This window comes from Terriglobia bacterium, from assembly GCA_020072845.1.
GTDB lineage: Bacteria > Acidobacteriota > Terriglobia > Terriglobales > Acidobacteriaceae > JAIQGF01.
Window position 1 is genome coordinate 1 of sequence record JAIQGF010000003.1, and the last position, 20,546, is coordinate 20,546.

Sequence of the window (20,546 nt, forward strand, 5' to 3'; positions counted from 1 at the left end):
AGCGCCAATGCGTTGCAAGCCAGCGTCGGGAGCGCGCCGCAACCCGACAGCGCGCCTCACCCCGCGGCCGCCATGCGCGAGGAGTGTCTGCGCACCGGCGCGGTGGTGGATTGCGTAGACACGGCTTCTGATGCGCGCGGCATCATCGATGCCGAAGCCTGCGGGCGGATGGAAATCGCTGCCGTGGTGGCCGCTCCGGTGTGCGTGGAAGGCAGGACGGTGGGCGTTCTGGAAATACACTCCGCCCTGGCCTACAACTTCATGGAAGACGATGTCGAAGTGCTAAAGCGAGTGGCCGATGTAATCGGCGCCCTGATTTGCAGGAAGTGAATCCCCCAGGGGCTAACAGGCTGCTGAAAAACTCAGAACAGCAGGTTCCTCGCGGGCTTCGGCGCTTCGCGCCTCGGTCACGGCTGAAGCCGTGACCTACCGAGCCCGCTCGGAATGACACAATTCAAGGGCTTGTTCGGCGCGGCTCCCTCGGCTCCGCTCGGGACAGGTTCCGCCGCGCCCCTTCCAAGCAAATGGCTCCTTCGCCCTTCGACTTCGCTCAGGGTCGGGACAGGTTCCGCCGTGCCCTACCCCAAGGAAAACGACTTGTGAAACCAGTAAGTGGTCCGGGAGTGCCTGTGCACACGCGAGGGCGCGTGTGCCACATCGGCCTCTACTGCAATTCCGGCGGCAGGACGCAGATGTCGGGCAGGTTGCGGTAGCGCTCGGCGTAGTCCATGCCGTATCCCACCACGAACTCATCGGGAATGACGAAACCGACGTAGTCGGCCTTGACCGGCTCGATGCGGCGGCACGCCTTGTCGAGCAGCACAGCTACCTTCAGCGCGCGCGGCTGGTGCGCGAGGAAGAGCTTGCGCAGGTAACCCATGGTGAGGCCGGTGTCGAGAATGTCTTCGACGATGATGACGTTCTTGTCGGCCATGGATGAGTCCACGTCCTTGTTCATCTTCACTTCACCGCTGGTCTTGGTGCCGTTGCCGTAGCTGGCAACGCTGATGAAGTCGAAGGTCGCGTCCAGCTTGACCTGCCGCGCCAGATCGCCGAGAAAAATGGACGCGCCCTTCAGCACGCCCACGAAGATGATGGATTGGCCGGCGAAGTCGCGGGTGATCTGGTCCGCCATCTCGCGGACGCGGCGCGCGATCTGCTCCCGGGTGAACAGGACTCGGACTTGAGAACCCACGGCAGTGGTGGAGTGCATGGACGGCTATGGTAGCCGAAGTTTTGGGTTTTGACACTTCGCATGTTTAGCCACAGAGGGCACAGAGGAAGAAAGAGAAAAGCATTGGCGATTGTCGATTGCCGATTTCGGGAAAAACCGTGTCGCGCAATCAGCAATCGACAATCCAAAATCGCATTTCCTTAAGTCCCTCCTCCTCTGCTTCCTCTGTGTCCTCTGCGTCAATTTCCGGGTGGGCTGATAAAATCCTTCCGACTCATTGGCAGCAGACATGGCAGAAAGGCGGCCATTATGGATCTGAAAGGCGCAAAACTCACCTGGCTGGGGCACTCCACATTCCGGCTGGAGACCGGCGGCAAGACCATCCTGATTGATCCCTGGGTGATGGGGAACCCGTCGTGCCCGGACAGCGAAAAGAAATTGAAGAAAGTGGATGCGATGCTGTGCACGCACGGCCACTTCGACCACATCGGCGACGCGGTGGCGATCGCCAAGCAGCACAACCCGGTGGTGGTGGGGATCTTCGAACTGGCGATGTGGCTGCAGAAAAAGGGCGCGAAGCAGGTTGCGCCGATGAACAAGGGCGGCTCGCAGGAGGTCGCCGGCATCAAGGTCACCATGGTGCACGCCGACCACTCCTGCGGAATCCAGGAGGACGATGGGTCCATCATCTACGGCGGCGAGGCGTGTGGTTACGTCATCGAACTGGACAGCGGCGTGAAGCTGTACCACGCCGGCGACACCAACGTGTTCGGCGACATGCATATCATCCACGAGCTGTATCACCCGGAGATCGTGATGTTACCGATCGGCGATTTGTTTACCATGTCGCCGCGCGAGGCGACCTACGCGTGCCAGTTGCTGCGGCCTCAAACGGTGATCCCCATGCACTGGGGCACGTTTCCGGCGCTGACCGGCACACCGGCGGAACTGAAGCGGTTGGTCGCGGACGTGGGATGCGATGTGCTGGCCATGAAGCCCGGGCAAACGATGGGATGAATGGGATCGGGTGATCAGGTGATCGGATGATCGGGTGATCTGCTAGCGAACACGAGAGGGCGAAGCATCGAGAGTGCACGGGTCAGAGACCGTGGCACACAAGATCGTAGCTAAGGAACACTATGGCGAAGGCAGAGCGGCCCTCGTGGGCGATGGGCGGTATCACCGGCGAAGCGGTGGACAACTATCTCTACTCGTTGCTGCCGGAGAGCGACCCGGTGCTGCGCGAGATGGAAGAAGAGGCGGCGCGGCGCAAGATCCCGATCGTGGGGCCGGCGGTGGGGAGGCTGTTCTACCTGCTGGCGCGGCTGAGCGGAGCGCGGCGCGTGTTCGAGATGGGCTCGGCGATCGGATATTCGACCATCTGGTGGGCGCGCGGCGTCGGCGAAGACGGGCACGTGATCTATACCGACGGCGATTCCAAGAAAGCCATGGAGGCGTACAAGAATTTCGAGCGCGCCGGAGTGGAGAAGCGGATCGAGATCAAGGTGGGCGACGCACTGGAGCTGCTGTCGGAGCAGAACCTGGAGCCGTTCGACATTATCTTCAACGACGTGGACAAGGAAGATTATCCCAAGGTGTTCCGTCTGGCGGTGCCGCGCATACGCCGAGGCGGGCTGTTTGTCACCGACAACGTGCTGTGGAGCGGGCGGGTAGCGGAAGCCGCTGCGGGCGGAAAAAACACGGGGGATTCAACGCGCGCGATTGTCGAGTTCAACCGGATGCTGTACGGCGCGAAGGAACTGTTTCCCACGATTTTGCCGTTGCGGGATGGAGTAGCGGTGGCGCTGAAGCAGTAATTAGCAATTAGCAATTAGCGCCCTCACCTCAAGAGTTGCGTAACTGCGGCGGCGACGGGATCGTCGGCGATCGCGTCCACCAGGCCGATGCGCAGCGCCTCGCGGGCGTGGACTTTCTCTGCTTCGATCATCATCTGCAAGGCGCGCGTTTTGCCGACCAGGCGCGGCAGGCGCTGCGTTCCGCCCCATCCGGTAATCAAGCCCAGAGCGGCGCCGCGATGCCCGAAAACGGCGTGCGGCGAAGCGATGCGGCGATGACAGGCGAGCGCCAGGTCGAGTCCGCCGCCCATGCAGTATCCGCCGACGGCGGCGACGACGGGAGCGGGGAAGCAGCCAATTTCATTCATCAGCGCCTGGCCCATGTGCGAAAAGTCATACGCCGTGGGGCCGGTGAGGGCGACGATTTCCGACAACTCAGCCCCGGCGGAAAAGAATCTGTGGTTGCCGGTGATGATCAGCGGCCGTGGAGCGCGCGCGAGTTCGCGCACGGCGTCGGTGAGGGCGAGCACGCAGGCGCGGGTCAGGCGATTGGTGCCGTCGGGCGAAGTGAGGCGGAGGACGGCGCAGGCGTCGCGCTCCTCGAGGTTGTAGTAGGCGTCCGGCATAAGAAAAGCGAACCACGGATTTACACGGATGAACACGGATCAGACAAGAAGAAAATTCATCCGTGTTGATCGGTGGCGATCCGTGGTCAAGTTTTTCGCTAGGTGCCGGCGGGGATGCCGCGCGGTTTCACGTTGTGGCGGATGAACTGGATGATCTCGTCCATGGCGGTGCCCGGCTGGAAAATTCCCGCAACACCTTGCTGCTTAAGCTGCGCCACATCCTGGTCGGGAATGATGCCGCCCACCAGCACCAGCACGTCGTCCATCTTGTTCTGGTTCAGCAGATCCATGACGCGCGGCACGATGGCGTTGTGCGCGCCGGAGAGAATGGAAAGGCCGATCACGTCCACGTCTTCCTGCAGCGAGGCGTTGACGATCATCTCCGGGGTCTGGCGCAGGCCGGTGTAGATGACCTCCATGCCGGCGTCGCGCAGGGCACGCGCGATAACTTTGGCGCCGCGGTCATGCCCGTCCAGACCGGGTTTGGCGACAAGCACACGGATTTTGCGTTCGTCTGGCATCGCAGGCCACTATTTAACCACAGAGGACACGGAGAAAAACAGTCAACCGCGGATTTACGCGGAGGAACGCGGATCGGAACAACAAAATGGGAAGCGCAAGCAAGAATTTAGCCACAGAGGACACGGAGAAAAATAGCTAGCCGCGGATTTACGCGGAGGAACGCGGATCGGAACGACAAAACAGGAAGCGCAACCAAGAATTTAGCCACAGAGGACACGGAGGAAAACGAAGCTTTTGCTGTAATTGGCCTTCGCGTTCCTCTGTGCCCTCTGTGGCTGACTTTTCTCATGGGAATCGCAAGAAAGAATTTAGCCACAGAGGACACAGAGGATCACCCAGCTCTTGCTTTCTTAGCCTTCACGTTCCTCTGTGCCCTCTGTGGCTGAGTTTTCTTCGGGCACGGAGGATCACGAAGCTTTTGCTTTCTTAGCCTTCACGTTCCTCTGTGCCCTCTGTGGCTGAGTCTTCTTCGCGTGTGTCCTCTGTGGCTGAGTCTTCTTCGCGGGCTTGTCCACCGAGCGCCACAGGTACCAGCAGGCCAGGGAGCGGTAAGGCTTCCACTTTTCCGAAAACTTCAAAATCTGCTTCGGCTTGGGGATTTTGCGCTTGCCGTAGGCTTGGCAGATCGCCATGTTGATGCCGAGGTCGGCGGTGGGCATCACGTCGAGGCGGCCGAGCGCGAAGATGAGGAACATCTGCGCCGACCACACCCCGACGCCTTTCACGCGCGTGAGGTGCTCGATGACTTCGTCGTCGGACATGCTGGGCAGGCTGGCAAAGTCCACGTCGCGGGCGATGGTTTTGTGCGCCAGGTCGCGAATGTAGCTGAGCTTCTGGCGGGAGAGGCCGCAGGCGCGCATCTGGACTTCAGAGAGGGCGAGCACGGATTCGGGCGTGATCATGAAACCGCCGTAGAGAGAGCGCTCGGTCGCCTGCCCGCCGACCGCCTGTTCGCAGGCGTTTTGCAGGCGCTGGTAGATGGTGCGGGCGGCGGCGCCGGCGAGTTGCTGGAAGACAATGGCGCGGACCATGGCTTCAAAGGTTGCCGGGCGGCGGTCGAGGCGGAAAGGGCCGACGCGGGCGATGATCGAGGCCATGACGGGATCGGATTTTTTCAGGTGAGTGATGGCGCGGCGCATGGGAGTTTCAGTTTCGAGTTTCAGTTTCCGGTTGTCAATGTGCAGGGATGAAATCGGCTCACCACGGAGGCACGGAGACACGGAGTATTGAAGATTGCAGATTGAAGATTGAAGAATGGGTGCCGCGCGGCTGGGGTAAACGGCGGTCCCGGCGTGGGCGCCGGGACCCACCCAAAGTGAAACGGCACCGCCGGAGCAGCGGGCAAAAAGCAGGTTCCTCGCTGCGCTCGGAATGACACCTTTTGGAAGTTAGGTAATGCTTGCTTCTTCGTAGGTGCCGTACACCTGCTTCAGCGCCTCGCAAATTTCGCCGACGGTGGCGTAAGCGCGGACGGCTTCGATGATGTAGGGCATGGTGTTGGCGTCGGAGACCGAGCCATCGGCCTTGACTTGCGGCTCCTGCGCCGCGGCTTTCTTCAGGGCGTCGAGGCGGCGGCGGACTTCGTCGTTGCTGCGGCGAGCGCGCAGTTTCTTCAGTTTCTCGGTCTGCTGGCGCGCGACGGAATCGCCGATGTGCAAAATCTCAGGCGATTTTTCCTCGATGGTGAACTCGTTGACACCGACAACGACTTTCTCGCGTTTCTCCACCGCGCGCTGGTACTGGTAGCTGGCTTCGGCGATTTCTTTTTGCGGATACCCGCGCTCGATGGCCTTGACCATGCCGCCCATCGCGTCCAGCTTGTCGAAGTAATCGATGGCGCCGTTTTCCATGTCGAGCGTCAGGCGCTCCAGGAAGTACGAGCCGCCGAGCGGGTCAATGGTCTGGGTGACGCCGGATTCGTAAGCGATGATCTGCTGCGTGCGCAGGGCGATGCGGGCCGCCTCGGCGGTAGGCAGCGCGAGGGCTTCATCATGAGCGTCGGTATGCAGCGACTGCGTGCCGCCCAAGACAGCCGCCAGCGCCTGGATGGCAACGCGGGCGATATTGTTCAACGGCTGCTGCGCGGTGAGCGAAACGCCCGCCGTCTGGGAATGGAAGCGCATCAGGCGGGTGCGTTCGTTTTTGGCGCCGAAGCGGTCCTGCATCAGCCGGTGCCAGATTTTGCGGGCGGCGCGGTACTTGGCGATCTCCTCGAAGAAATCACTGTGCGCGTTGAAGAAGAAGCTGAGGCGCGGACCGAACTCGTCCACGTCGAGGCCGCGACGGCGCGCCCACTCGACGTACTCGACGCCGTCGTAAACGGTGAATGCCAACTCCTGCAGTGCGGTGGAGCCGGCCTCGCGGATGTGGTAACCGCTGATCGAAATCGTGTTAAAACGCGGCGTGAACCTGGAACCGAACTCGAAGGTGTCAATCACCAACCGCATGCTGGGCGCCGGCGGGTAGATGTATTCCTTCTGCGCGATGTATTCCTTGAGGATGTCGTTCTGGATGGTGCCGGAAATCTTGTTCCAGTCGGCCTTCTGCTTCTCGGCGACGACCAGGTACATCGCCCACAGCACGGAGGCGGGCGAGTTGATGGTCATGGAAGTGGTGACGTTTTCCAGGTCGATGCCGTTGAAGAGGATTTCCATGTCCTCCAGCGAATCGATGGCGACCCCGCACTTGCCGACCTCGCCCTCGCTGCACGGGTGGTCGCTGTCGTAGCCCATCAGCGTAGGCAGGTCGAAGGCAACCGACAATCCAGTGCCGCCGGAGCTGAGCAGGTACTTGTAGCGCTCGTTGGTTTCTTCCGGCGAAGCGAAGCCGGAGAACTGGCGCATGGTAAAAAGCTTGCCGCGATAACCGCTGGCGTGAATGCCGCGCGTGTAAGGAGGCTGGCCGGGGTAGCCGAGGTAATCGTCGTACTTCCAGTCCTCGGGCAGGTCGGCTTGGGTATAGAGGCGGCGGACGGGGTAGGCCGAAATGGTGGTGTAGCGGGCGCGGCCGTGCTCGTCGAGATTGGTGCCGGTGGGTGCGCCGATGGGCTTCTCCGGCGCCTTCTCCAGAGACTTGGCCAACATTCCCTCGGTCCACTGCTTTTCCGACTCGGAGGGAAGGCGTCCTTCAAAGACGTCGGCTACCGGGGAATCGGCTACTGGATGGTTCGGGCGCTTTTGGTCGGCCATGATGGTTGTCGAAGCAAACCCCTCATCATAAGAGATGCGTGGAGTGGGAGCAAGAATGTCACCAGTTAGGGTAGTGGGTCCCTTTCTGAGAAGGGCGGTTGACGGGCCCAATCCGAGATTGTGGAGTCACAAGATTTCGCTGTCCTCCTCCAATTTCTCCAATTCGATCTTTTGTGTGATTGTCAATACGTGGAGGCCCATGCACCAAGCAGCATAAATACATTCACCAAAACGCTGACAGCTATCGTGGTCCACGCAAACAGCTTAGCGATCGGAGAAATGAGGAGTAGTCGTCTTCGTTTCCTGAACACGACAAGAGCAATCGTTGTCGTGATTGGTGTGACAAAGAAAAACCAAAGGAAGAAAAGCTCCGCGATACTTAGATGTGGCCAGAATGGAACGGGACGGTCAATCGGGAACGAAAAAAGGAAAAGCGCGAAGCCCAGCAAGGAAGGGGAGCACCAGGCAAATACAGACCCAACATTCTTTTGGTGGAGGATTGATTCTTCGGAAGATGACATTTCGAAAACCTATCGCGATATTCTAGGAACCGTCGGTTAACTGCTTCTGCATGATAAATCGGTTTCCCGGAAAGTGGCCCACTACCCCAGTTCGCGAAGGTCAAAACGTTTCCTGAAATCTGCAAAGAGTTGCGGTAACCAGAACCGGAGTACCGGCGTAACGGGGGCATAGGTGGCGAGATGTCAATCACTTGCGAAACCGCGCTGTGGCGCTCCGGTTGCGATGTAGCAATGTGCTTGCAATCGGAGCGAGGCCAAACCATGGACAGTTTCCTGCAACGTGAACGGGAAGAGCTGAAAACGCGGTGGAGCGGCGTGCTGGTGTTGTTGACTTGCCTTGCCATGATCCTGGTGGTGGCACAACAGGGTGGCACCATTGATAAACAGCGGAACCTCATCCAACTGCTGTGGGACGATAGCAAGCAACTGAACAAAATCCGCATCCAAGATCTCGTCAAACAGCGCGAGAAAATGTACCTCTCGGATCCACACTACGCCGCGCCGCAAGAGAAAGACAAAGCCCCGGCTGAAAAGGCTGCGCCGGCGCCGCAACGTCCGCCGGCGGTGCCAGCCAAGCCGATGCGGGTGCTGCACCAGATTTGATTAGCCGTCGCGTGATTTAGCTCAACCGCCGCCACGGTTCTGGCGTGAGAGTTCCCACGCCTTGGCGTATTTCCAGCTCACATACGCGGAGTGATAGAGGTGCAGCAACAAGCCCTCGCGTCCATCGAGGAAGCCGAGGCGCACAACATAGTTGTAGAAAAACGTCGCCACCGGGTTGACGACGATGTTGACCAGATCGAAGCCGCGACGGCGCGCCGCGTCCAGGTGCTCGGCTTGCATGGAGGAATAGTTGTTCATGTGGGCGATGTAGGCGCGCAGCGTGGGATAGGCGTAGTGCAAGATGGCGTGGCGCAGGTTGGCGGTGTCGCCGGTGATTGTCATGGTGGGATGAGCGCCGTGCTCCACCCAACGCGCGGTGCCGCGGCGGACCAGGCGCAGCTTGCGGTCGGGATAGAAACCGCCGTGGCGAATCCAGCGGCCCAGAAAAAAATTCTTGCGCGGAATCCAGTAGCCGTTCACCGGCGGATTGCTCGCCAGCAGAGTGCGGATTTCGCCGGCCGCCGCCGGTTCCAGGGGCTCGTCGGCATCGAGCGAGAGCACCCAATCACACGCCGCCTTGTCGAGCGCCGAATTTTTCTGCGCGGCAAAGCCCTTCCACGGTTCGTGAAAAACTCGTGCGCCGGCGGCCGCCGCGATCTCCAGCGTGCGGTCGGTGGAGCCGGAATCGACCACGATGATTTCGCCGCCGAGCGAGCGCAGCAGCCCCTCCACGCTGCCGAGCGTCCGCGGAAGGTTTTCTTCTTCGTCCTTGGTGATGATGGCGACCGAGAGGGTCACGGGGGAATTGTAGATTGATGATTGAAGATTGACGATTGCAAGACGAGTACCGAGTACTGAGTACTGAGTACCGAGCGCGGAAGCAAAGGGCCGGGATATTACCCGGCCTCGCTAACTCCTAGCTACTAACTCCCGACTACTGACTACTTCAGCTCCGGCGGGACCGAGGTCTGGGGCGGTGTTGATGGGGCCGGAGGCTGGCCGACCGGGCCGGTGGGCGAGGGCGGCAGCGGTTGGCCGGTTGGGCCCGGCGGCTGCGGCGTGATCGGCGGCGCCTGCGGGTTCTGGCTGCGCGGAATGACGCCCGGCACGGTCGGAGGCTTCTTCACCTGCGCGGTCTCCGCGTCGGCGATATCAATGCCGAGACGGGTGAGCGTCAAGCCGGTGGCGCGGTCCACTTCCACGCGCGATTTCTCATAGGCGGCGCGCGCCGCCACCAGGTTCGATTCCGCCTGCGTCAGGTCGCGCTGAGACTGCAGCACGTTGTAATTGGTGGACGCACCCAGCAGGTACTTCTTCTGCTCGGCATCCAGGCTTTCGGCGGCCAGCTTGGCGCCGGCTTGGGCGGCGTCGACCCGGGCCCGGTTCTGCTCCAGCGCGTATTGCGCGTTGCGCACCTCGATGCGAATCTGGTTCTGAAGCTGCTGCAAACGCATCTGCGCCTGGCTGTATTCCAGCTCGGAGCGGACCTGGTCGGCCTGGGCGCTGCGGTTGCGAATCGGGATGGTCAGCGACAGCCCCACACCTTTGTCCGGCGCGGTGCTATCGAACAAACCCCCGAAGGTGGAGCCGTAGCCCACCGTCGGGATGCTTCCCGCGGGGAGACCGAGGAGCGGATTCTGCAACCCACCCAGGGCCGAGGCGCCGTAGAACCCAAACAGATCGAGGGTGGGCAGCAGCGCGCTGCGTGCCGCTTTCTTGTTGATGTCGCGGTTGGTCAGGTCAATGCGCGACTGCGCCAGCTCCCAGCGGTGGGAGAGCGCGTCGCTCTCCATATCCTGGATCGGTGTGACCGGCTCGGCGGACGGCATCGACATGGTGTCGGTCGGTATCACCACGGCGGCCGCGAGCACCGGGTCCTGCAGGTTGCGCGCCAGCGCATTCTTGGTGAGCAATTGCTGCAACTGGAGCGCCGTCTGGCTGATAATCAGGTCCTGGCGGGCGGAAGCGACCGCGCTTTGCGAGCGCACCACCTCGATCGGCGCCAGGGTGCCGATCTGCACCTGCTTCTGGGTGTCGGTGAGCAACTGGTTGGCCAGCCCCAGCGAGCGCTCTTTCACCCGCACGTCCTCGTAGGCATTCACCAGGTCCCAATAGATGTTCTGAATCTGGGTGACGGTGGAGATCACCTGGCCGCGGAAGGCGACATCGGCGATCTCGCGGCTGTTCTTTGCCATGCGGATGAAGCGCAGGTTGGGCGCGATGCCGAAGCCTTGCAGCAGGTGCTGACTGACGGTCAGCCGGAAGCTGCTATTGAGCACCGGATTCAGGTTGGTGCGGATGCTGTTGGTGGTGAGGCGGGAATTATTGAAGCCCACACTCATGTTGGTTCCCGTAGCGAAGCCCTGGTTATAGGCAAAATTCGCCGTCCCGGTGTTCTGCAACAGGTTGGCGACGCCGGCGGTTACCGTATTGGACAGCGGGGTGACCGAGTGCTCGATCTGAAGGGTGCCGCTGAGGAAGGGATCGAAGGAAGGTACGGTTGGTCCGACACCGGTAGTGGAAGTGACCAGTCCGCCGGTGCCGGTGCCGGCGCCGCCTGCCGCACTGCTGGTGCCGCCGGCGCTGGCGCCCGAAGCGCCAGTGCCGAACCCGTTGACACCGCCGCCGGGGGTGCCGCTGACGATGCCGGTGGCCACGCCGCGCGCCGCCGCGCCCGACTTGGTGCGCAGGATGTCGGTGTCGGCGATGTCGAGGTTATAGCGGGCAATCGCCAGGTCGAGGTTGTTCTCCAACGCCAGCGTAATGGCGTCGTCCAGCGAGAGCATCAGCTTGCCGTTCTTGATCAACTGGTCGATGCGGGGGCTGTTCGAAAAGTTCGGCGGAGGCACGGTCCGCGCCTGGTAGGGCGCGATGGGATTGGGAAACTGCGATTTGCCTTTGGAATAATCCGTGCGCTGAGCCCAGGCGGACGAAGCCAGGCAAGCCACCAGAGCCAGGGTGATCAGACTGCCGCGAAACACAAAAAAAGACCTCGAAGACATGCGCTTCTCTCCCCTACGTCGTACAACGTGCAATGCGATAGACTGCCGCGGGCCACGATCGTCACCAGATACTACGCAAATGCCCTCCGGCAGGTTCAAAAAACCGGCAGGCGGGATAGGGCCACCGCTGCCTGGATGCGGAAACCCACTAGTATAGCCGAGCCGGCAGGACTCATCGAGTTTCGCCGAGTAAAGATTCTGTAAACACCGGCGCGGCAGCTTGGTTGCGTGCGCCATCGGTTCGATGCGAAATTTCAAATTCACGCTCGCCTACGACGGCACCGACTTTCATGGCTGGCAGGTGCAGCCCGGCCGGGGGACGATCCAGGCCGCGCTGGGCGACGCGCTGCGCCGGATTACCGGTGAAACCGTCCTGCCGCAGGGCTCCGGCCGGACCGATGCCGGCGTACACGCGCTGGCGCAGGTGGCGTCGTGCGCGCTGGCCTCTTCCATCCCGGCGGCCAACCTGGTGGTGGCGCTCAACGACATTCTGCCGCCTTCGATCCGCGTCATGCAGGTGGAGGAAGCGCCGCCGGAGTTCCATGCCCGCAAGTCGGCACGGGCGAAGACCTACCGATACCGCATCTACCGCGGCGATATCTGCCCGCCGTGGCTGGCGCGCTACGTTTATCATCACCCGTATCCGCTGGATGAAAACGCAATTTGCGCCGCCGCCGAACAGGTGACCGGCGAGCACGATTTCACCTCGTTTGCGGCGGTGGATGAGGAGAAGCGCGAGGAGGAGGGCGGACGTTCTAACCTGCGCACGATTTTCGTTTCGCAATGGCAGCGCGCAGACGATGAGTTGATCTATACCGTCCGCGGCAGCGGATTCCTGCACCACATGGTTCGCAACCTGGTGGGGACGTTTCTGCTGGTGGGGAAGGGAAGCCTGCAACCGGCCGATCTGGCGCGCATTTTGCAGGCGCGCAATCGCTCGACGAATCCGGGGGCGACCGCGCCGGCGAGCGGGCTGTATCTTGTCGGGGTTGAATATTAACCGCGGATTTACGCGGATTCACGCGGATCAAAACGGAACAAAACTCCGATCCGTGTTCATGAAGTGGCGATCTGTGGTTCGTTTTTCTTCTGAGTCCATCTAAGCTAGTCTGCCAGCAAATGGCTACTGAGCCCCAAGTCGTTGCCCGCCGCATTGCCGCCGTGAATCCGGCGACCGGGGAGACGCTCGGCGAGTTTGACTGCGCCAGCGACGCTGAGGTTATAGCTGCAGTGGAACGAGCCCACGCCGCACAGCCGGCCTGGGAGGCGGTCGGGGTCCAGCAGCGGATCGAGGTCCTGCGCCGCTTTCAGCGGCTCCTGCACGCCAAGAAGGAGGAAGTGGCGCGGCTGATCACGCGCGAAGCCGGCAAGCCTTACGTCGAGGCGCTGGTGAATGAGGTGGTGGTCGCGCTGGACGCAACACGATTTTGTGCCGAGCAGGCGCCGGGATTGCTGCTCCCCGAGCCGGTACCGCACGGCAATCCGATCATGAAGGCCAAGGTCGGACGCCTGCTGCGCCGGGCGCACGGGGTGCTCGGCATCATCTCGCCGTGGAATTTTCCGTTCTCGACACCCACGGGCGAGGTAGTGGCGGCGTTGGTGATGGGCAACGCGGTGGTGCTGAAGCCCTCGGAATTCACCCCGCTGAGCGCGCTGGAATTGAAATCGCTGTTCACATCGGCGGGCCTGCCGGAGGACATTTTCCAGGTCGTGCTCGGCGACGGCGCAACCGGCGCGGCGCTGATTGCTTCGCCCATAGAAAAGCTGGTCTTCACCGGAAGCGTGGCCACCGGGCGCCGCGTTGCGCAAGCCTGCGGCGCGCGCTTGCTGCCGGTGGTGCTGGAACTGGGCGGCAAGGATCCGATGCTGGTGCTCGACGACGCCGATGTGGACGTCGCCTCCAGCGCCGCGGTGTGGGGTGCATTCGTCAACGCCGGGCAGGCGTGCCTCTCCGTGGAACGCTGTTACGTGCATCGCAGCCTGCATGACCGGTTTGTCGAGCTGTGCGTGGAGAAGACGCGCAAGCTGAAGGTCGGCAACGGCGCCGATCCGCAAACCGACATCGGCCCCATGATCCACGAGCGGCAGTTGCGCGTCGTCGAAGAGCAGGTGAATGACGCCGTCAGCAGCGGCGCACGCGTGCTGGCCGGCGGACGGCGCATGGCCGAACTCGGCCCGAACTTCTACGCGCCGACGGTCATCACCGGCGTGGACCACTCGATGCGCATCATGCGCGAGGAGACTTTCGGACCGGTGCTGGCGATCATGGCCTTCGACGACGACGAGGAAGCTATCAGCCTCGCCAACGACTCCGAGTTCGGGCTCGCGGCCAGCGTGTGGACGCGCAATCGATACCGCGGCGAGCAACTGGCGACGCTGATTGCGGCGGGAACGGTGCTGGTGAACGATGCGGTGATCGGCTATGGCATCAGCGAGGCCCCGCACGGCGGCGTCAAGTGCAGCGGCATCGGGCGCACCCATGGGAAACTGGGCCTGGAAGAGATGGCATGGGTGCAATACCTCGACTCCGACCGCCTGCCACGGTTGAAGAAAACCTGGTGGTACGGCTACGGTCCCGACTTCGCGCGCCAGATGGAAGCCTTTGCCGACTGGCTGTTCGCGCCGGGGTTGTTTGCGCGAGTGCGCGGCGCAGTGCGCTCGTCAAGATCGCTGTGGCGGCGGCGGCTGTGAAGAGTCCCGAGTCGCGAGTCCCGAGCGTTGTCGAGTGGCGACTCAATCGGAAATCGCAACTCTGTTACGCGACCACACCCAAGTCAGGCATCCAATCAATAACGTGACTGCCAGCACCAGAGCTGCGCTGCGCTGCATTCTCGTCGCCAGCACGCCCATGAAGACCAACGACAGGGCCGCGAAGACATTGCCCGCGGGCAGACGAAAGGCGTCGGCGTGCGGCTGTTTTCTGCGCAGTGCCGGAAGGGCGGCAGCGACCGCGCCGTAAACGAAAATCCGCGCCAGCACCGACAGGATCGCGTTCCAGCGAAAACTTCCGGCAACGGAAAAACCGATCACCAGCAACGCGAAGAGCAGGATGGAGATGTAAGGGGTGCGGAAGCGTGGATGCACGGCGGCAAACCATCCCGGGAAGTCGCCTTGTTCTCCCATGGCAAAGGTGAGACGCGGCGCATGCAGCAGATTGGCGCTGAGGTATCCGTAAATCGAGACCAGCGCCCCGCCGGCCACCAGCGAGGCACCGAGCGGCCCGAGAAAGCGCCGCGCCGCATCGGCGGCAGGCTTGGCGCTGGCGGCAGCGTCCGGCAAAATGTGGATCACCACGTATTGCAGGCTGACAAACACCAGGGTTGCCGTCGCAATGGAAACCAGCAGCGCGAAGGGCGCATCCTTGCGCGGATCGCGAGTCTCTCCCGAAACCAGGAACGCCGCCTCGAATCCGGCGTAGGCGTACACCATCAAAGTCAGGCTGTCGAACCAGTCGCTGGCGCCGGGCATGACTCTTGCCGGCGTCACGCGGAGCAGCGGGTGCAGCAGGAGCGCCATCAGACCGCCGGCAATCAGAAACGTCAGCAGGCCGAGTTTCGCGACGGTGAATATGTTGCTCACCGCCGTGCCGCCGCTGACCCCGCGGTAGTTCACGGCGGCCAGCAATGCGATCAGCACCGCCAGAACGAGCGCGCGCGCCAGCGGAGCCTCGACCTGGGGGAAAAACTGCGCGCCGTAGGAGATGAACAGGTTGGCAACCGCGGAGGTCGCGGTGATACGCGACAGCCACATCATCCAGCCGATCTGGATGGCAACGAACGGCCCAAAGGCGGTGCGGGCGTAAAGATAAGGCCCGCCGGCTTCGCGGAATTGCGAAGCGACCTCCGCCAGACACGCGGCGATGACGGCCACGCCCGCGGCGGCGATCAGGTACCCCGGCACACTCAGCGCTCCCAGGCGCGCCGCCAGCAGGGATGGGATGCCAAATACGCTGGCGCCGATGATGGTGTTGAACATCAGCGCCGCCAGGCTCCAGCGCCCGATGGCGCGCACCAGGCGTTTGTCATGTCTCGAGGGCACGTGCATGCTTTTTTCGGTAGTCTGTAGTCCGTAATCGGCAGTTCGGACGGGAATACCGGATTTCGGACTACCGGGCACCGACGACGATGAACCGCTGGTGTGACCGCAGTAACTACAACAATCTTCCTTCTCCGCTGAGTTATCCAGTAAAATAGCGTGTTTTCATCGATAATCTGCGGCAGGCCACGAGGTCATCGTCCTTGGCGACTACGGGTATGAAACCAGAACCGGTGCAAGCGGGAAACCTTCCCCAGCTTGCCAAACACAAAATCAAAGTGAAGAAGCCCGGGCAGCGTGCCTGCAACCAGAAGGACGAGAAAAACAAGCTGTGCGGCGGACACCTGAAGCGCTGGTTCTACGCCAGCGACGTGCTGGAAAAAGCCTGCGGCGATGTGGAGCAGGCTCTGGGCCCCGATGCCGAGATTTACCGCTGCGAACATTGCCGCACGCTCTACCTGCCCAATCCGCAGGACCCGAGCGGCCTCAATGTCGCCGGCCGCGGCCAGATTTCGACGTTCGGGTTAACCCTGCCGCCGAAGGATACCAAGTAGGGAGAGCTCTTAGCTCTTAGCTTTTAGCGAATAGCTGTGGGGATTTGGCACGTCGTTGCTTGTGGGGTGGCACCGCGCATCCAAGCTCATGAGCGTGAACTGTTCTGACCTGATTTACGACTGGAACAACATGCCCGGGCCGGACTCCAAGCCCGGCGGCCCGGTGCTGCTCAACGATGAGTCGCTGCGCGACGGCCTGCAATCGCCCTCGGTGCGCGATCCCTCGGTTCCGGAAAAAATCGAAATCCTCCACCTGATGGAGACGCTCGGCATCAACTCGCTCGACATCGGGCTGCCCGGCGCCGGACCGCGCGCGGTGGAGCACGCCACGGCGCTGGCGCGCGAGATCATCCACCACAAGATGAAGATCAAGGCGAACTGCGCGGCGCGCACGCACGAGAACGACATCCGCCCCATCGCCGAGATTACGCAGAAGACCGGCCTGGAGATCGAGGCCGCCACCTTTATCGGCTCCAGCCCCATCCGCCGCTACACCGAGGGCTGGACGGACGACTTCCTGCTCAAGACCACGGAAAAAGCGGTGAAATACGCGGTGTCGCTGGGCTTGCCCGTCATGTACGTGACCGAGGACACCACCCGGTGTGACCCCGAGACGGTGAAGAAGCTGTACACGGCGGCCATCAACTGCGGAGCGCGCGCCATCGTCATCTGCGACACCTGCGGGCACGCCACGCCCATGGGCGCGCTCCACCTGGTGCGCTACATCATCAAGGAAGTGGTGGTCCCGTCGGGGATGATGATCCGCGTGGATTGGCACGGGCACTGCGATCGCGGCATGGCGCTGGCCAATTCGCTGGCCGCGCTGATGGGCGGCGTGCACTGCGTGCATGCCTGCGGGCTGGGCATCGGCGAGCGCGTCGGCAATACCCAGATGGACCAGATGCTGGTCAACCTCAAGCTGATGGGCATCACGCCGTGGAAGGACCAGGACCTCTCGAAGTTGAAAGACTATTGCGTCGCCATCGCGCGCGCCACCGGATTGCCCATCCCGCGCAACTACCCGGTGGTGGGCGACGACGCCTACCGCACCGGCACCGGGGTGCACGCCGCGGCGGTGATCAAGGCGTACAAGAAAAACGACATCGAGCTGGCCAACAACGTCTATTCCGGCGTGCCCGCGCATTACTTCGGGCTGGAGCAGATCATCGAGATCGGGCCCATGAGCGGCAAATCCAATATCGTTTTCTGGCTGGAGCGCCACGGCCTGGAGCCCACCGACGGCGTGGTCGAGCGCATCCTACAGCGTGCCAAGACGTCGGAGCGCATGCTGACCGAGAACGAAATCCTGGAGTGCTGCCAATCGTCGGCGCCAACGACGCGTTAGGGCCATGTGAACAGACAGGGTTTCACGTTTCAAGTTTCACGTTGCGGTGATCTTTGTTGGAAGGAGAGGTCTTGACAACGTGAAACGTGAAACTCGAAACGCAAAACCAAGTGCAAATCTGATTCCGCGCGTTTAAGGTAATATCCAGTTTTTGCCCATGCCTAACATCCCTTCAGCCGCGGAGTCCCGGCCGCCGGCGCAAAACGCCGCCGCGCAACAAGTCGCGCGCATCGCGGCGCTGGCTCCGGTGGAAGCCGCCGCGGCCTGGTTCCTGGCGCACGAGCAGCACCTGCTGGAGCGTCAGATGGAGGTGACGCGCATCGCCGCGCCCCCGTTTGGGGAGACGGCGCGCGCCGAGTGGCTGGCAGCGCGTTTCCGCGAGCTCGGCCTCAGCGACGTGCACATTGACGGCATTGGCAACGTCATCGGCATCCGCCCCGGCTTGGCCGCGGAGAGTGAGCCCAAGTACCTGGCGATCAGCGCGCACATTGATACCGTGTTTCCCGCCGGAACCGGGGTCAACGTCCGGCGCGAAGGCAATCGCCTCTACGGGCCTGGGATTTCCGACAACGGCGCCGGCATCACGGCGCTGCTGGCGCTGGCCGGGGCGATGGGCCACGCCGACATCCATACGGAGTGGTCGCTGGTGTTCGTCGGCAATGTCGGCGAAGAGGGCGAAGGCGACGTGCGCGGCATGCGCTACATCTTCGCCGAGCCGCGCTGGCGCGATGCCATCGAGGCCACCATCGTGCTCGACGGCGCCGGCACCGATACCATTGTCACCGAAGCGCTGGGCAGCAAGCGGTTCCTGGTGACGATCTTCGGCCCCGGCGGCCATTCCTGGAGCGATTTCGGGACTGCCAATCCGATTGTCGTGCTGGCGCGCGCCATTGACCTGTTCGCGCGCACGCCAGTTCCCGCTTCCCCGAAGACCACCTTCAATGTCGGCGTGATTACCGGCGGCACTTCGGTGAATTCGATTCCGGAGTCGGCGGCCATCAAGGTGGACATCCGCTCCGCCGCGGGCGAGCAGGTGGAGCGGATGGAGCGCGCGCTGCGCGACGCGATCGAGCGCGCTGTGGCACAGGATGGGCGCACCTCGTTTGGCGGGCGCTCGCAGAGCGGACTGGCCGCCGACATCAAGTTGATCGGCAGCCGTCCTGCCGCACGCCTGAGCGCCGACAGCCGCATGCTCGCTATCATCCAGGCCGTGGACTTGCTGCTCGACAACAACGCCCGCCTGCAACGCGCCTCCACCGACGCCAACATCCCGCTCTCGCAGGGACGCGATGCCCTGGCTATCGGCACCGGCGGCGCAGGCGGCGGCGCGCACACGCTGCACGAGTGGTACGACCCCACCGGGCGCGACCTCGGATTGCGGCGGATCCTGCTCACCGTGCTCGCCGTGGCCGGAGTCCAGGAATGAAAATTGTCGCCGCGCTATTGCTTCTTTCCGCCATGAACCTGCACGCGCAACTCACCAAGCTCGAACGCCCCGACCAGATTTTCATCCATGGCGACATTTACACCGGCGCGGAGGAGGGTTTCGGCGGCGCGCCCGCCAAGGTCTATCCGCGCGCGCAGGCAATGGCGGTGCGCAACGGGCGCATCATGGCGGTCGGCGCCAGCGATGAAATTCGCAAAATCACAGGCCCGCACACGCTGGTGGTGGACCTGGGCGGGCGCTTCGTCATGCCCGGCTTCAACGACGCGCACCTGCACCTGGCCAACGGCGGCTTCGAGATGCTGAATGTCGAGCTGTCGAACACGAAATCGTTTGATGAGATGAAGGCGCGCATTGCCGAGCGCGCGAAGACTGCCGCGCCCGGCGAATGGATCCTGGGACGCGGCTGGGACGACACCAAGTGGCCGGTGCAGAAAATTCCCACGCGGCAGGATTTGGACGCGATCACCGGCGATCATCCCGCGCTCTTTATCCGGACCGACGGGCACATGCTGGTGGCGAACACGGCGGCGCTGCGCGTTGCCGGTGTCACGAAGCAAACTCCCGATCCGCCGGGAGGCCGCATTGATCGCGAAGCGGATGGCGAGCCGGCGGGCGGTCTGCGCGAGACCGCACAGGATCTGGTGCGCAAGAAAGTTCCGCCGCCCACGAAGGCGCAACGCCGGCGAGGCGCCGAACTTGCGATGCGGGAGGCGGCGCGGTACGGGCTCACCTCGGCGCAGGACAATTCGCAGTGGGATGACTTCTTGGCCTATGCCGAACTGGAAAAAGAGGGCAAGCTGACGCTGCGCATCACCGAGTGGCTGCCGTTTCCGCAGCCGGTAAACGTGCTGGAGAAGCGCCGCGTGTTCCATGCGCCGCAGGACCCGATGCTGCACAGCGGGATGCTCAAGGGCTTCATGGATGGCTCGATCGGCTCGCACACGGCGGCCATGCTCGCGCCTTACACCGACGAGCCGAAAAATTCCGGCCTGCCGCAGTCCGAGCAGGCGAAGCTCGACCAGATGGCCGCGGAGCGCGCCGCTGCCGGCTTTCAGATGGGCTTCCACGCGATCGGTGACCGCGGCGTCGCCATGGCGCTGGAGGCATTCGCGACGGCCGAACGTTACGTCGAGGGAAAAAATCCCAGAGCGCCGCAACTGCGCCAGCCAGGAAAGTTCCGCTTCCGCATCGAGCACGCGCAGGTGGTCGCGCCCGCCGACTTCGCGCGCTTCCGCCAGTTGCAGGTCATCGCCTCCATGCAGCCCAACCATTTGTTGACGGACATGAATTGGGCGATCACGCGCATCGGAGAGGAGCGCGCGAAATATTCCTATGCCTGGAATGAATTTCTGAAGAACAGCGTGGTGCTGGCGTTCGGCACCGACTATCCGGTGGAGCCGATCACACCCTTCCGCGGGTTGTACGCGGCGGTCACGCGCAAAAACGAAGCGGGCACGAAAGAGTACGTGCCGGAGCAGAAGATTTCGATCGACCAGGCCATCGCCGCCTACACCACCGGCGCCGCCTACGCCGAATTCGCCGAGAAGGAGAAGGGAAGGCTCGCGCCGGGCTTTCTGGCCGACTTCGTCGTGCTCGACCGCGACATCACCAAGGTTGCGCCCGCGGAAATACTGCAGACCAAGGTGCTGCGCACGGTGGTGGGCGGGAAGACGGTGTATCAGGCGAAGTAGGCGGCCTCACGCCTACGCCGGAACCTGAACTGGAGCGAGATC

General features: G+C 62.6%; 18 protein-coding genes. 10 read left to right on the top strand and 8 right to left on the bottom strand.

Going from position 1 to position 20,546, the window contains the following annotated elements; all coding sequences use genetic code 11:
* A partial coding sequence (locus LAN70_02375; protein MBZ5509993.1) for a GAF domain-containing protein occupies positions 1 to 330 on the top strand: 330 nt, incomplete at its 5' end.
* Between the two features lie 334 nt (positions 331 to 664).
* On the opposite strand, the gene hpt is transcribed toward LAN70_02375, so the two are convergent.
* Positions 665 to 1,213 carry a hypoxanthine phosphoribosyltransferase gene (gene hpt, locus LAN70_02380; GenBank protein MBZ5509994.1) on the bottom strand — a complete coding sequence of 183 codons (549 nt, stop codon included), beginning with the start codon at positions 1,211 to 1,213 and terminating at the stop codon, positions 665 to 667.
* A gap of 270 nt (positions 1,214 to 1,483) precedes the next feature.
* On the opposite strand from hpt, the gene LAN70_02385 reads away from it, so the two are divergent.
* Positions 1,484 to 2,191 carry a metal-dependent hydrolase gene (locus LAN70_02385; protein MBZ5509995.1) on the top strand — a complete coding sequence of 236 codons (708 nt, stop codon included), beginning with the start codon at positions 1,484 to 1,486 and terminating at the stop codon, positions 2,189 to 2,191.
* A 122-nt stretch (positions 2,192 to 2,313) separates the two neighbouring features.
* Complete coding sequence (locus LAN70_02390) at positions 2,314 to 2,991, top strand: O-methyltransferase (protein MBZ5509996.1); 678 nt, start codon at positions 2,314 to 2,316, stop codon at positions 2,989 to 2,991.
* A 23-nt stretch (positions 2,992 to 3,014) separates the two neighbouring features.
* On the opposite strand, the gene LAN70_02395 is transcribed toward LAN70_02390, so the two are convergent.
* The 4 genes from LAN70_02395 to LAN70_02410 form a co-directional block, all read right to left on the bottom strand.
* Positions 3,015 to 3,596 carry an enoyl-CoA hydratase/isomerase family protein gene (locus tag LAN70_02395; GenBank protein ID MBZ5509997.1) on the bottom strand — a complete coding sequence of 194 codons (582 nt, stop codon included), beginning with the start codon at positions 3,594 to 3,596 and terminating at the stop codon, positions 3,015 to 3,017.
* Between the two features lie 98 nt (positions 3,597 to 3,694).
* The gene (locus LAN70_02400) at positions 3,695 to 4,117 is read right to left on the bottom strand and encodes a cobalamin B12-binding domain-containing protein (GenBank protein ID MBZ5509998.1); all 423 of its coding nucleotides are present in this window, start codon (positions 4,115 to 4,117) and stop codon (positions 3,695 to 3,697) included.
* Positions 4,118 to 4,525: 408 nt separating this feature from the next.
* Entirely contained in the window at positions 4,526 to 5,257 is a 732-nt protein-coding gene (locus tag LAN70_02405) for a DNA-3-methyladenine glycosylase (protein MBZ5509999.1), read from the bottom strand.
* 249 nt (positions 5,258 to 5,506) lie between these two features.
* Positions 5,507 to 7,306, bottom strand: a complete 1,800-nt coding sequence (locus tag LAN70_02410) for a methylmalonyl-CoA mutase family protein (protein MBZ5510000.1) — start codon at positions 7,304 to 7,306, stop codon at positions 5,507 to 5,509.
* A gap of 782 nt (positions 7,307 to 8,088) precedes the next feature.
* On the opposite strand from LAN70_02410, the gene LAN70_02415 reads away from it, so the two are divergent.
* Entirely contained in the window at positions 8,089 to 8,430 is a 342-nt protein-coding gene (locus tag LAN70_02415; protein ID MBZ5510001.1) for a hypothetical protein, read from the top strand.
* Between the two features lie 21 nt (positions 8,431 to 8,451).
* Here LAN70_02415 and LAN70_02420 read toward each other — a convergent pair whose 3' ends face one another.
* Together LAN70_02420 and LAN70_02425 are read right to left on the bottom strand one after the other, a co-directional pair.
* The gene (locus tag LAN70_02420) at positions 8,452 to 9,228 is read right to left on the bottom strand and encodes a glycosyltransferase family 2 protein (GenBank protein MBZ5510002.1); all 777 of its coding nucleotides are present in this window, start codon (positions 9,226 to 9,228) and stop codon (positions 8,452 to 8,454) included.
* A 143-nt stretch (positions 9,229 to 9,371) separates the two neighbouring features.
* Entirely contained in the window at positions 9,372 to 11,432 is a 2,061-nt protein-coding gene (locus LAN70_02425; GenBank protein ID MBZ5510003.1) for a TolC family protein, read from the bottom strand.
* A 244-nt stretch (positions 11,433 to 11,676) separates the two neighbouring features.
* Between LAN70_02425 and truA the strand changes: the two genes are divergently transcribed.
* On the top strand, positions 11,677 to 12,432 hold the full coding sequence (truA, locus tag LAN70_02430; GenBank protein ID MBZ5510004.1) for a tRNA pseudouridine(38-40) synthase TruA: 756 nt from the start codon (positions 11,677 to 11,679) through the stop codon (positions 12,430 to 12,432).
* Positions 12,433 to 12,551: 119 nt separating this feature from the next.
* Positions 12,552 to 14,123, top strand: a complete 1,572-nt coding sequence (locus LAN70_02435; protein MBZ5510005.1) for an aldehyde dehydrogenase family protein — start codon at positions 12,552 to 12,554, stop codon at positions 14,121 to 14,123.
* 42 nt (positions 14,124 to 14,165) lie between these two features.
* Here the strand turns inward: LAN70_02435 and LAN70_02440 are convergent, their stop codons facing one another.
* Positions 14,166 to 15,470: an APC family permease gene (locus tag LAN70_02440; protein ID MBZ5510006.1), complete on the bottom strand. Its 1,305-nt coding sequence runs from the start codon at positions 15,468 to 15,470 to the stop codon at positions 14,166 to 14,168.
* Positions 15,471 to 15,685: 215 nt separating this feature from the next.
* Here LAN70_02440 and LAN70_02445 point away from each other — a divergent pair, with 215 nt between their 5' ends.
* The 4 genes from LAN70_02445 to LAN70_02460 all read left to right on the top strand — a co-directional run bounded on the left by LAN70_02445 (position 15,686) and on the right by LAN70_02460 (position 20,504).
* Positions 15,686 to 16,021 (top strand): hypothetical protein, encoded by a 336-nt coding sequence (locus tag LAN70_02445; GenBank protein ID MBZ5510007.1) that lies wholly within the window; start codon positions 15,686 to 15,688, stop codon positions 16,019 to 16,021.
* An 88-nt stretch (positions 16,022 to 16,109) separates the two neighbouring features.
* Entirely contained in the window at positions 16,110 to 17,366 is a 1,257-nt protein-coding gene (locus tag LAN70_02450) for a LeuA family protein (GenBank protein ID MBZ5510008.1), read from the top strand.
* 157 nt (positions 17,367 to 17,523) lie between these two features.
* Positions 17,524 to 18,792: a M20/M25/M40 family metallo-hydrolase gene (locus LAN70_02455; GenBank protein MBZ5510009.1), complete on the top strand. Its 1,269-nt coding sequence runs from the start codon at positions 17,524 to 17,526 to the stop codon at positions 18,790 to 18,792.
* Positions 18,789 to 20,504 carry an amidohydrolase gene (locus LAN70_02460; protein ID MBZ5510010.1) on the top strand — a complete coding sequence of 572 codons (1,716 nt, stop codon included), beginning with the start codon at positions 18,789 to 18,791 and terminating at the stop codon, positions 20,502 to 20,504. Before LAN70_02455 ends, LAN70_02460 begins: the two co-directional genes overlap by 4 nt.
* Positions 20,505 to 20,546: the final 42 nt, after the last annotated feature.

What these genes read in the sequence shown, in the direction of transcription:
- LAN70_02435 (MBZ5510005.1), top strand. Translation starts at nt 12,552, where the DNA reads ATGGCTACTGAGCCCCAAGTCGTTGCCCGCCGCATTGCCGCCGTGAAT.
- LAN70_02460 (MBZ5510010.1), top strand. Translation starts at nt 18,789, where the DNA reads ATGAAAATTGTCGCCGCGCTATTGCTTCTTTCCGCCATGAACCTGCAC.
- LAN70_02445 (MBZ5510007.1), top strand. Translation starts at nt 15,686, where the DNA reads ATGAAACCAGAACCGGTGCAAGCGGGAAACCTTCCCCAGCTTGCCAAA.
- LAN70_02415 (MBZ5510001.1), top strand. Translation starts at nt 8,089, where the DNA reads ATGGACAGTTTCCTGCAACGTGAACGGGAAGAGCTGAAAACGCGGTGG.
- LAN70_02455 (MBZ5510009.1), top strand. Translation starts at nt 17,524, where the DNA reads ATGCCTAACATCCCTTCAGCCGCGGAGTCCCGGCCGCCGGCGCAAAAC.
- LAN70_02410 (MBZ5510000.1), bottom strand. Translation starts at nt 7,306, where the DNA reads ATGGCCGACCAAAAGCGCCCGAACCATCCAGTAGCCGATTCCCCGGTA.
- hpt (MBZ5509994.1), bottom strand. Translation starts at nt 1,213, where the DNA reads ATGCACTCCACCACTGCCGTGGGTTCTCAAGTCCGAGTCCTGTTCACC.
- LAN70_02395 (MBZ5509997.1), bottom strand. Translation starts at nt 3,596, where the DNA reads ATGCCGGACGCCTACTACAACCTCGAGGAGCGCGACGCCTGCGCCGTC.
- LAN70_02385 (MBZ5509995.1), top strand. Translation starts at nt 1,484, where the DNA reads ATGGATCTGAAAGGCGCAAAACTCACCTGGCTGGGGCACTCCACATTC.
- LAN70_02425 (MBZ5510003.1), bottom strand. Translation starts at nt 11,432, where the DNA reads ATGTCTTCGAGGTCTTTTTTTGTGTTTCGCGGCAGTCTGATCACCCTG.
- LAN70_02450 (MBZ5510008.1), top strand. Translation starts at nt 16,110, where the DNA reads ATGAGCGTGAACTGTTCTGACCTGATTTACGACTGGAACAACATGCCC.
- LAN70_02390 (MBZ5509996.1), top strand. Translation starts at nt 2,314, where the DNA reads ATGGCGAAGGCAGAGCGGCCCTCGTGGGCGATGGGCGGTATCACCGGC.
- LAN70_02400 (MBZ5509998.1), bottom strand. Translation starts at nt 4,117, where the DNA reads ATGCCAGACGAACGCAAAATCCGTGTGCTTGTCGCCAAACCCGGTCTG.
- truA (MBZ5510004.1), top strand. Translation starts at nt 11,677, where the DNA reads ATGCGAAATTTCAAATTCACGCTCGCCTACGACGGCACCGACTTTCAT.
- LAN70_02405 (MBZ5509999.1), bottom strand. Translation starts at nt 5,257, where the DNA reads ATGCGCCGCGCCATCACTCACCTGAAAAAATCCGATCCCGTCATGGCC.